Consider the following 12,533-nt stretch of genomic DNA (forward strand, 5'->3'; position numbering starts at 1 on the left):
CTTCGAGGTTGTAACAGTTTATTGCTTTTTTACAACGTTAGAATAAGTACTTTAAATGGTCAGGCAATCAAAATTTCAATTAGTTGAAGTAGCAAAAAATATTTAATCGGAAAAAAATTTATGAAATTCCCAAATGGCCCGCAAACTCCAGCAGTTGTACAGATGCTGCGCTGGGTTGTTAATCCGATGTCATTTATGGAGGCTTGTGCCAAAAACTATGGCGAGATTTTTTCTCTCCGATTAGACAAAAATCTGCCTCCTATGGTGATTGTCAGCAACCCCCAAGCGCAACAGCAAATTTTGACAACTGATACCAAAGAATTGGAAGCACCTGGCGATGTGAATCAGCTGTTTGAACCGTTGCTGGGCAAGCATTCTGTAATTACCATCAGCGGCGCAGAACACCAGCGCCAACGTCAGTTGTTAATGCCTCCATTTCATGGCGAAAGAATGCGGAACTATAGCCAGGTGATTACCGATGTCACCAAGCAAGTTATTAACCAATACCAAATAGGTAAACCCTTTAATATCCGGTCTGCAACTCAAGCTATTACCCTGCGGGTGATTATGCAAGCTGTATTTGGTCTGTATGAAGGGCCTCGCGCCGAAAAACTACAGCATTTTTTGGGCGATCTTTTAGAAAAGGCCAGTTCTCGCTTAAGTATAGCTTTGCTTTATTTTCCAGCTTTACAAAGAGATTTTGGCCCGATTAACTTCTGGGGAAATCAGATGCGCCTTCAGCAAGAAGCTGACAAACTCATCTACGAGGAAATTCGGGAACGTCGAGAACAACCAGATTCATCACGCACGGATATTCTTAGCTTACTCATGGCTGCTAGAGATGAAGCCGGTCAACCCATGACCGATGAAGAATTGCGCGATGAATTGATGACTCTGTTAGTCGCTGGTCACGAAACTACAGCCACAGCCTTAGCATGGGCATTATACTGGATTCACAAAGTACCATCAGTGCGCCAAAAGCTACTGCAAGAATTAGATAGCTTGGGCGATAACCTAGATCCTGGCACCGTTTTCAAGTTACCTTATCTCAACGCTGTCTGTTCCGAGACATTGCGGATTTATCCAGTAGCGATACTAACTTTGCCCAGGGTAGTCAGAACCCCGATATCGCTGGGCGGTTACGAACTAGAACCGGGTACAGTGCTACTTGGTTCTATTTATTTGACCCACCAACGGGAAGATATTTATCCAGAACCTAAGCAGTTTAAGCCAGAACGCTTTTTAGAACGACAATTTTCTGCTTATGAATACTTGCCCTTTGGCAGTGGTGCTAGGCGCTGTATTGGGCTAGCATTCGCCCAGTTGGAAATGAAGCTAGCACTTGCTCAAATCCTTTCTAGTAAGGAATTAGAACTAGTTAATAATGGTGAAGTGCGACCTAAACGCCGTGGTTTAGTGACAGGGCCAGATCGTCCCATTGAGATGGTTGTCACGAGTCAACGTCAGGTGAAGTCTTCCATCCTCCAGACAACCTTTGTTTGATGCTGCGAGGTTTAATGGTTGCGTTCAGCAAACTTTCAATCATCTATACATTTAGATAGATTTTCAATGCTTTTAAACAATCCCCTATAGTCCTCTTTAAAAGAGGACTATAAGGGATTTTAATATATTACAACTGTAAAAAGAATGAATTTTAATAGTGAGACAATACACCAAGATAAGGCATTTTAATATCATCAAAAGACGTAAATTTAATATGTGTATCCCAAAATAATTGAGTAAGTTTTTTTTGTAAATGCATTTAAAAAATCATAAAAAATATTATTATTAATTTTGTCAAACTAATGGTGATTAATTAACACTACGGTTCACTTAGTGGTAACTAACTCCCGACTATCCCCTGAAAATATTAAAAAAGCTTGCTATAATTGCATCTTTTTTAAGGAATGTTAGTGAGAGTAAGCCTTAACCTAAGCGGATTGAATTATTTGCGCCTTGTTAAATCCTAAAAGTATTCAATAAACAATGAAACTATTTGAGAATCTCAGCACACCAGCGTTGCTACAAACTCTGCAATTAATTGCTGAACCAACAAAGTTTTTAGAAAATAATGCTGCTAAGTATGGTGATATTTTTACAGTAAAGGTAATGGGTTTAAAGTCGCCACCGATAGTATTTTTTAGCCATCCGCAAGCAATTAGTGATTGTTTTGCCATACCTGCACAAAAATTAGATTTTAAGAAAGCAACCCATGTATTTAAACCCTTGTTTGGTGAGAATTCTATTGTATTTCAAGAGGCGCGATCGCACCAACAACAACGGCAGCTATTACTCCCAGCATTTCATGGCGATAATTTAAAATCTTATGGACAAGCAATTTGTCAAATAACTGAAGAGATTACACAAAATTGGACATCAGGTACAAATATTTGTATACACAAATTAATGTCAAATATCACTTTAGAAATTATCTTACAAGTGGTATTTGGGATTACTCATGGTGCGCGTTACCAACAATTAAAAAAACAATTGAGTTCTTTATTAGAAGACGTAACTAAACCTTGGTATTCCAGCTTGTTTTTCTTTCCTTCGCTGCAAAAAGATTTAGGCGCATGGAGTCCTTGGGGAATTTTCTTAAAAAGACGAGAGCAAATTGACAAACTCATCTATGCCGAAATTTCTGAAAGACGTTGGCAAAATGATCCTGCGCGTACAGATATTCTCAGTCTGCTGATGTCAGCTTATGACGTAAATGGGCAACAAATGACAGATGAGGAATTACGCGATCAACTAGTTTCATTATTGCTATTGGGTTACGAAACTACATCTGGTGTATTAGCGTGGATATTTTATTTAATTCACTCCCATCCAAAGGTTAAACATCGGCTAATGCAAGAACTAAATACCTTAAACAATCTCACAAATCCGGAAACAATTGCTCAATTACCTTATCTCACCGCCGTCTGTCAAGAAACACTGCGAATTCACCCTATTGCTTTAATTTGCACGCCGCGAATGGTAAAAGATAGAGTGGAAATTATGGGGCATAAATTTACATCAGAAACAGTTTTAGTTCCCTGTATTTATTTAGCACATCGCCGAGCCGAGACTTACCCAGAACCAGAACAGTTTCGGCCAGAAAGATTCCTCAATCAAAAATTTTCACCTTACGAATATTTACCCTTTGGTGGAGGTTATCGCGGTTGTATTGGTGCAGCCTTTTCCATGTACGAACTAAAATTAGTAACAGCCATAATATTATCCCGTTTTGAATTAAGCCTTACTGATAAACGTCCTGTGCATCCCGTCCGTCGTGGCATTACAATTGTCCCTAGCGGCGGTGTAAAAATGGTTGTTACTAAAAAAGCAAAACTCAAAAAACAAACAATACTTTCTACTTAATTACTCAATCTTCCCATTTGCATATATCGTAATATAGAGCCGCTTGTTAGGATCTAGCCTTTACAGTAAATAGGAAGAGGACATTATTTATGAGAATTAGTAATTCATGCCTAATGAGCATCGGTTAGAAGAAGAATTTCTATCCCAAGAAGCTGAAAAACAAGTATCCAATCAGCTAGATGAAGTAGAAGAAATAGCAATAGATGTAAAAACCGATCTGTTAAAAATCCTTCAAGGACAGGCGGATGGAGTTGCAGTTGCAGGTCAAGGATTAGTTATTAAAGAAGACATTCGCGTACAGGAAATAAAACTGCAAACAGATAGTATAGCTATCAATCCCTTTAGCGCTCTTTTTGGTCAAATAGAACTCAATGAGCCAATCAATACTATTGCTAGGGTTATACTCACAGAAGTAGATATTAACCGCGCCTTGACCTCAGAGTTTGTTCGTAGCCAGATGCAAAACTTTGAGTTGAATGTAGATGGAGAAATTGTCAGTTTTGAGCCAGAAGAAATTCAGATATTTTTACCTGGTGATGGCAAACTAGAATTTAAAGGAAAGGTGCAGTTAAAGGAAATGGGAAATACTCGCCCTTTAGCTTACACTGCGATCGCTCGCCCACGAACTCATTCACAACCCGCCATGCTGGAGGCTTTTAACTGCACTGAGGGAGAGGGGATTTCAATAGAATTAACTACAGCATTGATGCAGAAAGCTAAAGAACTGATGAATATACCATCCTTTAAATGGGAGGAGATAGCTTTTTCTATCAAAAATGTAGAAGTACAAAAAGGTACTTTAATACTTATGTTAGAAGTTCAAGTAAAGCAAATACCTCCATCTTCAAGTTTAATATCTCCTTAGTAGGATTGACACGAATTAAAAATAATTTTTGTTACTGAGGGATGATGTCAATGTAATAAAAATTTTCTAATATTTTAGAAAGCTACTTATTTCTAATTTCCAACTATGCAAGAGTATGATGTTGTGCTGATCGGTGCTGGACATAATGGGCTAGTTTGCGCAGCTTATTTGCTAAAAGCTGGTTATAGCGTTCTGTTACTAGAAAAGCGTTCTGTACCAGGTGGCGCAGCAACAACTGAAGAATGCTTACCGCAAGAAGCTCCTGGATTTAAATTCAATTTGTGTGCGATTGACCATGAATTTATTCATTTAGGGCCAGTTGTTGAAGAATTAGAACTAGAAAAATATGGCTTGCATTATTTGCAGTGCGATCCAGTTGTCTTCTGTCCTCATCCTGATGGGAAGTATTTCTTAGGACATAAGTCAGTGGAAAAGACTTGTGCAGAAATCGCCCGTTACAACCAACGTGATGCCAAAAAATACGCAGAATTTGTAGACTTTTGGCAGCGATCGCTAGGTGCAATGATTCCTATGTTTAATGCACCGCCAAAATCAGTTATAGACATTCTTGGTAACTACGACGTTACCAAACTGAAAGATTTATTTTCTGTTATTGGTTCTCCAAACAAAACGCTGGACTTTATTCGCACGATGTTGACCAGCGCTGAGGATTTACTTAACGAATGGTTTGATGAAGAATTTCTGAAAGCGCCACTAGCCAGACTAGCATCAGAACTTGGTGCGCCGCCATCACAAAAAACCCTTGCCATTGGTGCAATTATGATGGCAATGCGTCATAATCCGGGGATGGCCAGACCTCGCGGTGGAACTGGCGCACTTGTGCAAGCTTTGGTGAATTTAGTCACAAGTAAAGGTGGCGTTATTCTCACAGATCAGCACGTTGAAAAAGTTTTAATTGATGATGGCAAAGCTGTAGGTGTGCGGGTTGCTGGTGGAAAAGAATATCGCGCTAAATACGGGGTTATTTCTAATATTGATGCCAAGCGGTTGTTCTTACAAATGACAGATAAAAGCGATGTTGATGGAGCCGACCCAAATTTATGGGAAAGATTGGAACGCCGCATCGTTAACAACAACGAAACCATCCTCAAAATAGATTTGGCTTTAGACGAACCACTCCATTTTCCCCACCACGCCCACAAAGATGAATATCTTGTCGGTTCTATTTTGATTGCTGATTCTGTGGCTCATGTAGAAGAGGCTCATAGTAAATGTACCTTGGGAGAGATTCCTGATGCTAACCCATCAATGTATGTGGTGATGCCTAGTTATTTAGATCCCACATTAGCACCAGCAGGTAAGCACACTCTATGGATTGAGTACTTTGCTCCTTATCAAATTGCTGGTGCAGAAGGCACTGGTTTAAAAGGTACTGGTTGGACGGATGAATTGAAAAACAAAGTTGCAGATCGGGTGATTGATAAATTGGCAGACTATGCACCTAATGTCAAAAATGCAACTATCGCCCGTCGGGTAGAAAGTCCAGCCGAACTAGGAGAAAGATTAGGTGCGTACAAAGGGAATTATTACCATGTTGACATGACCCTAGATCAGATGGTATTTTTCCGTCCCTTGCCAGAAATAGCGAACTACAAAACGCCAATTGATAATCTATTTTTGACTGGTGCAGGGACTCATCCAGGTGGTTCAATTTCCGGAATGCCGGGACGCAATTGTGCACGCGCATTTTTGCAGGCAAAACATCCCATTAGCCAAACTTTGAAGGATGCGCGGGATTCGATTAAGTCAACTGTCGAGTCAGTGTTTGGCATTAGTTAAGCCTTGCACAGATAAACCCTCATGTAGAGACGCGATTTATCGCGTCTTGATTTATCGCGTTTTGATTTATCAGGCAATCACGAAAATATTTGTATTAGTCATAGCTAGACCTATTGCTAGTTGAGCAACTTGGATTTGACTAGATGAGCCTGTACCATCAGCATCAAAGAATAAACCCCCTGTATTATTGTTGTAGATAAAGCGATCGCTACTATCTTCTGCTACTGAACCGATAAAAAATTGCGTGGCTTGAAGTATACCTTCACTAAGTCCACCTCCAAACCCGATTTGAGAAACATGAATTGTGTCATCTAAGGGCGAAAAATCTGTAATGTTATCAATCCCCTCAGAAGGGGTATTAATAGTAAAAACATCAGATCCAGTTCCTCCCGTTAGTGTATCGTTACCTAAACCTCCAACGAAAGTATCATTACCACTTCCCCCTATAAGGATGTCATTGTCATCTCCACCATTTAGATTGTTATTACTAGTATTACCAGTCCCATTAATATCATCTGCACCTGTTAAGGTAAGATTTTCTTCATTGGCTGATAAAGGGGAGCTAACGGTTGATGAAACGGTGATATCTGGCGAAGTAGGCGTATTATTGGCAACAGTGAGTAAAGTTCTAAATACCTTTTGGTTGCTGGTTAGACTTTCATCAAACTCTGGGATTGAATTAGTTGGATCTAGAAATGAAATAACATAGTAATTTCCAATTGGGATATTCGGAAACGCACCACTCCAAGTCGCTGTTCCCGAATTGAATGGATTAATCGAAGAAATAGTTGTATTACCAATTAAGTAATGAGAACCAATATTATCAGTGATATTGGCATCAGTGGAAGCATAAAAAGAAACCGAGAAAGTGCCTGTCGCGGCTGTACCATTGTTGCGAGGATAGACCGTGATGCTGAAATTTTCCCCATATTTGATAGTTTTATTATTAAAACTTCCAAGAGTGGTGTTAAACCACACATCAGAATCTACTAAATCAGCTTTGTCAGTAGGTTGGCGCGCGGTATTGTCTTGGTCGATCCAGTTTTGAATCTCATTATATCGAGTGCTTGTAATTCGGGCGAACTCGTTGTAAAGCGGAGTTTTATTGCTGGTTGTCTCATTTGAAGCTACTCCATAAATAGTTGGTTTATTTGTGTTGGAATTATTAAGCCAGAGAGGGCCTCCACTATTTCCAGGTAGGATATCTAGCTCATTACTACGCAAGATCGAGTCAGTTGTACTTGTGATTTTTCCACTTTGAGTCCACATATCATAGTTGTCAAATTTCCCATCGCTATTGGAATCAAATTTATCAGATGGGTATCCAGTGACATTCACTAAAGTTCCACTGCTGAGATTATCGTCATATCCATAGTTAAACCAGCCAGTAAAGTTTCCAATATTGCGGTCAAGAGTAACCAATCCTATATCGTATTGAAAAGTTTCGCTTTTAGTTTGATCTCCTTGAGTCCATCCATCAAAAGAACGTGTATAAACAGATTTAGCTTCACTATAATATTCATAATCAGCGCGGTTTGTACCAGCAATAATATTTCCTTTAGAACCAAGCATCACCTCAATTTTATCTGCCCAACCTCCATATCTCGTATCATATACACAGTGTCCTGCTGTTAAAAAGTGGTAGGAATCAATCATGGCACCAGAACCGTTGATGATAATATCATCAGCAGTATCAATAACCCCATCTGGGCCTTTCCAATGTATTCTCATCTTTCCTATAGCACTAAATGGAGAAGTTGTCGTGTTGCTAACTTTTGTCCGACCATCAGGGGAGAAAAGAGACATAGTTTTATATCCTAAATAAAAAATGATGAATACAAAATAGACAATTTTAATGCCAAAAATTATCTCATGGCATTATGAGTGCACTAGCAATTTTTATGGGATTTTTTCCTGTTAATAATTTTTTAAGTAAAATTAAAACTTGAAATTGCCATATATTTAATATAAATTATTTATCCGATTTATCAATATCTAGAGCTTAGTTTGAATTTTCTTTGGAAGCGAAAAATAAAACTAATTAATAGAGATAGAGGTTGGAAAAACTAACTATTCTGATATTCCTTCTGTCTTCACCTCTGCGATCCTGGCTGATTTATACCGTCGGCATTGGCAAATTGAAGAAGCTTCTCATCAGGATGAATTACTACAGGAATGCGATGTTTACGACGAGTCACAGCTACGCAATATATATAGCAACACGAATAAATTGTTTTTTGAGTAAAGCAGGTTCTAAGCGATTGCTTTATGTGTATTTAATATGATATTATTACATACGCTTGATTTTGATAAAGTTTTATGCATTGTCAACAAACCTTTTTGGGAAAAGAAATATAAGTAAATTAATGGGTAAAAACTAGTGTATTTTGATAATACTCAAAAAACTAACAAATTTGACCATCATCTAAAAATTTTTGTAGGTACAGCATGGTTTTTCGGCACTGCTTCGTTGCATCTGGCTTGATAGCTTTCTTGACATTTGGCTGTAGTGGTGGGGGAAACTCATCGGCAGAAAATACTACACAGGTTGTCCAAGAAAGCAATGTAACCCAACTTTTCATAGAAGCGAAGGCTACCCAAAAAGCAGAAGATTACTTTCATCAAGGTAACAATTTATTAGATAGACATAATTATGAAGATGCCATAAAAGCTTATGATAAAGCGATCGCCATCAAAGTTGAGAGTCCTGAAGCTTGGATTAACCGTGGCATCGCCTTAACATCGCTGCAACGCTACCAAGACGCTCTTGCATCTTACGATCGAGCGATCGCCATCAAACCCGACAAATATGAAGCTTGGTATAATCGTGGCATCGCCTTAACATCGTTGCAACGCTACAAAGATGCTGTTACATCTTATGACAAAGCGATCGCCATCAAACCCGACAAATATGAAGCTTTAATTAACCGAGGTATAGCTCTGACAAAGCTGCACCGCTACCAAGATGCGATCGCATCTTATAATAGAGCGATCGCCATCAAGCAAGATTTGCACCAAGCATATTACAACAAAGCTTGCTCTTATGCTTTACAAAGCAATCTAGAATTAGCAATTGAGAACCTAGACAAAGCAATCAAGCTTGTTCCTGATAAATACAAGAAGTTAGCAAAAACTGACCCCGACTTTAGCAAAGTGCGTAGTAAAAAGCAGTTTCAGGAATTACTGCAATAGTATTCGATCGCCACTACTCAGTGTAAAATATAAGCCTGCTGTAACAAGGATTTTTTCTTGAGCGGTTTACGATTAGACATGAAAAAATTGTTAATCACTGGGGCAAGCGGTTTTTTAGGATGGCATCTTTGCCAGCTTGCTAAACAAGAATGGGAGATTTATGGCACTTATTTATCCCATCCTTTAGAGATTCCTGGTATGAAAATTTTACAAGCGGATTTAACAAATTTTCAGGAATTGAAACGTATCTTTAATGATGTCAAACCAGAAGCAGTTATTCATACTGCTGCACATTCGCAACCAAATTTTTGTCAAACCAACCCCAAAGAATCGCACGCAATTAATGTGATAGCATCTTGCAATATTGCCGGACTTTGCGCGGATAATTCTATTCCTTGTGCTTTTACCTCGACCGACTTAGTTTTTGATGGTTTAAATGCTCCATATCGAGAAACAGATGCCGTGTGTCCTGTCAATCTTTACGGCGAGCAAAAGGCGATCGCAGAAGCAGATATGCTAGAAAGGTATCCCATGACCGCAGTGTGTCGAATGCCGTTGATGTTTGGTGCAGCAACACCCACAGCGAAAAGCTTTATTCAGCCATTTATTCAAACTTTACAAGCCGAAAAAGAACTAAATTTATTTATTGATGAATTCCGCACCCCAGTAAGTGGAACAACTGCCGCCAAAGGACTCTTACTAGCATTAGAAAAAGTTAATGGCATGATTCATTTAGGTGGCAAAGAGCGGATTTCACGTTATGATTTTGGACAGATATTAGTAGAAGTATTGCAACTTCCCGCCACTAGACTTAAATCCTGCCGCCAACAAGATGTGAAAATGGCAGCACCCAGACCAACTGATGTTTCTTTGGATAGTTCCAAAGCTTTTGCATTGGGGTATCAGCCTTTATCTGTAAGAGAAGAATTAGAGGCAATACAGTTGAGTTAAAGCTAAGTGTTAAAAGTAAAAACGGAAATAAGTTATTTTGGAATGCGATTACTCCGGCACACTAAGCTTAGGTATCGCAACCGTCACGCTTTCTATAAAACCAATACCAATCTGCAAGCAGCTCATGCAGCGTTTCCCTGGATTGTTACCTGGGATGACCATGAGGTAGAAAACAACTACGCCAACAACATCTTTAATCTCTTAACGCAGATTAGGCGTTCGTGTTTGGATATTTTAACAGGCGATTTAATTGTTTACGCCGTAACGCACCCTACAAGATTGGCGATCGCACTACGAGGTGAGCGAGCACAGTATAGCTCGATCATCGCATTTTTAAACCTGTGATTACCATTTCCAAAATTGAAACCACCATGCTTTGCTATCAACCACTCTAACTTCAGTATCACTCTTCGACCAAAAACCATTCCTACGACGATCATTGGCTTCATTGAGCATACGTCTTGCGAATGAATATGTCTTTGTATTATCTAATTCCTTTGCTTTTAAATAGTACAGCATATCTACCAAGACTGTATCGTTGTGGACAAAGCATGTACCCAAGCCATATTGGATTCTTTTATATATATGCTCGTAGTGAATGTTGGGAAGTTTTCCCGACTTTTGATCTGCCGTAGCCTCCTTTTCTAGATCTTGCCAATTTCGATCAATTGTCTGCATTTGAGTTTGATATGATTGCAATTGATTAGGACTCATCCCAGTTTCAGGATCAACAACACCCTCCGCAGGAGGCAAATTCATGTTAGCCCAAATCAATTCCCTGTCATTAACTCCATTTCTTCGGTACTGTTGTGATGATGCAACATGAGCCAGTTCATGAATAATAGCACTTGCAAAGTAATCCTCATCAAGAGAGAGTTTTTCTGCGGTGTCCCACTCTATCTTATAAGGTTTTTCTGCGTCAGGTGTTGAGGTAGCTTGAGGTGCTGTGCCTTGAACTTGAACAAAATCACACTTAGGTAATTGGGTAGCTGCGTCATTATATTGTGCGGACAGCACAGAATCTTTAAGAATATTTTGAATCTTTTCTTGCGAATAGCCACTATGGACTTCCGTCCACATCGCAGCCATATTATCGTAAACTACCCTTTGTATAATTTCTGTTTCTTGACGCTGTAAAGTAGCTTTTTGATTTTGCGAGCGCTGCACCACCCCCCCATTCTGCTGCACAACATGGGTCAACTCATGCGCCAACAACTCCTGTCCGCCCCGACTCCCAGGATTGTATTCCCCCGAACGAAAGAACACATCCTGTCCCGTCGTAAAAGCACGCGCCTGAATTGACCGATTCAACTGGTCAGATTGATTATCTGTGTGAACCTTCACCCCACTGAAATCTGCACCAAACGCCACCTCCATCGGTTTACGGATATTGTCTGCGATCGCCACTCCACCACCCCTAGCTTGGTTAATGGACGCTTCCAGGTCTGGCGCACCAACCATCCCAGCCTTGGCCTGACGCTGCACCATCGGCTTCATCTGCAATTCTTCCTCATCCTCTGGCACTTCTTGTCGTTGCAGTGTGCGATTGTCCAGAGATTTCATTTGCAATTCTTCTTCATCTTCTGACAATGCTTCTCGTTGCAGTGTGCGATTGTCCAGAGATTTCATTTGTAATTCTTCTTCATCTTCTGGCAATGCTTCTCGTTGCAGTGTGCTATTATCCAGAGATTTCATTTGTAATTCTTCCTCATCCTCTGGCAATGCTTCTCGTTGCAGTGTGCGATTGTCCAGAGGTTTCATCTGTAATTCTTCCTCATCCTCTGGCAATGCTTCTCGTTGCACCAAAGGCGTGATGGAATTTGCCAGAGGTTTCATCTGCAATTCTTCTTCATCTTCTGGCAATGTTTCTCGTTGGATAGACTGGCGATTTACAGGTTGCGCCATTGTTTGCATTACTTGCTGTGCGACGCTATCAGCTTCCTGTTCGTATTTGTCTCCAGGCTGGCTAATTGAGAGTTTTGCTTGGGTACGCAGTGGTATGCGACTGATATCGTGAGTAACTGGTTTATGAAGTGGTTGTATTCCAGGAACCGCTTGGCGTGAAATTGCCGACGACTCCAAACCAAAGCCGCGTATCGGTTGTTTCAGGGATGGAATTGAGAAGCCTGTAGTAGTTTTTTTCTGCCGACTGACATGTTCTCTCATTTTCTTCTCCAGATTGCCCAAGCAGTAGCTAGATGAATATTTTACTGTTACTTACATCTAGAGTACTGCGATCGCACTTGTAACACAATTGATCGAAAGTATAAATTTTCAAGAACCCAATTCTATGGTATCGGGCGATGCCTGCGGTGGTCACTGAGCTTCTTGCCTTGAGCGTATCGCTAAAGCCAAAGCTCCG

The 12,533-nt window shown here is 40.0% G+C and carries 8 protein-coding genes and 1 pseudogene; 7 read left to right on the forward strand and 2 right to left on the reverse strand.

What is annotated here, in order from left to right:
* The first annotated feature begins 120 nt into the window (after positions 1 to 120).
* The 4 genes from ACR5KR_RS07960 (at position 121) to crtO (ending at position 6,028) form a co-directional block, all read left to right on the forward strand.
* Positions 121 to 1,503 (forward strand): cytochrome P450, encoded by a 1,383-nt coding sequence (locus ACR5KR_RS07960; protein WP_448266092.1) that lies wholly within the window; start codon positions 121 to 123, stop codon positions 1,501 to 1,503.
* 483 nt (positions 1,504 to 1,986) lie between these two features.
* On the forward strand, positions 1,987 to 3,363 hold the full coding sequence (locus ACR5KR_RS07965) for a cytochrome P450 (protein ID WP_448266093.1): 1,377 nt from the start codon (positions 1,987 to 1,989) through the stop codon (positions 3,361 to 3,363).
* 106 nt (positions 3,364 to 3,469) lie between these two features.
* Positions 3,470 to 4,228, forward strand: a complete 759-nt coding sequence (locus ACR5KR_RS07970; RefSeq protein WP_448266094.1) for an LmeA family phospholipid-binding protein — start codon at positions 3,470 to 3,472, stop codon at positions 4,226 to 4,228.
* A gap of 105 nt (positions 4,229 to 4,333) precedes the next feature.
* Positions 4,334 to 6,028, forward strand: coding sequence for a beta-carotene ketolase CrtO (gene crtO, locus ACR5KR_RS07975; protein ID WP_448266095.1), 1,695 nt, complete (start codon positions 4,334 to 4,336; stop codon positions 6,026 to 6,028).
* A 69-nt stretch (positions 6,029 to 6,097) separates the two neighbouring features.
* On the opposite strand, the gene ACR5KR_RS07980 is transcribed toward crtO, so the two are convergent.
* The gene (locus tag ACR5KR_RS07980; RefSeq protein ID WP_448266096.1) at positions 6,098 to 7,834 is read right to left on the reverse strand and encodes a trypsin-like serine protease; all 1,737 of its coding nucleotides are present in this window, start codon (positions 7,832 to 7,834) and stop codon (positions 6,098 to 6,100) included.
* A 642-nt stretch (positions 7,835 to 8,476) separates the two neighbouring features.
* On the opposite strand from ACR5KR_RS07980, the gene ACR5KR_RS07985 reads away from it, so the two are divergent.
* The 3 genes and pseudogenes from ACR5KR_RS07985 to ACR5KR_RS07995 form a co-directional block, all read left to right on the forward strand.
* Positions 8,477 to 9,220, forward strand: coding sequence for a tetratricopeptide repeat protein (locus tag ACR5KR_RS07985; RefSeq protein WP_445627020.1), 744 nt, complete (start codon positions 8,477 to 8,479; stop codon positions 9,218 to 9,220).
* Positions 9,221 to 9,298: 78 nt separating this feature from the next.
* Positions 9,299 to 10,171, forward strand: coding sequence for an SDR family oxidoreductase (locus ACR5KR_RS07990; protein ID WP_448266098.1), 873 nt, complete (start codon positions 9,299 to 9,301; stop codon positions 10,169 to 10,171).
* A gap of 72 nt (positions 10,172 to 10,243) precedes the next feature.
* A pseudogene (locus ACR5KR_RS07995) lies at positions 10,244 to 10,363 on the forward strand (alkaline phosphatase D family protein); the annotation flags it as partial.
* Between the two features lie 153 nt (positions 10,364 to 10,516).
* On the opposite strand, the gene ACR5KR_RS08000 reads toward ACR5KR_RS07995, so the two are convergent.
* Complete coding sequence (locus ACR5KR_RS08000) at positions 10,517 to 12,337, reverse strand: eCIS core domain-containing protein (RefSeq protein WP_448266099.1); 1,821 nt, start codon at positions 12,335 to 12,337, stop codon at positions 10,517 to 10,519.
* Between the last annotated feature and the right edge of the window lie 196 nt (positions 12,338 to 12,533).

The sequence above is a fragment of the Nostoc sp. DSM 114159 genome, assembly GCF_053470285.1.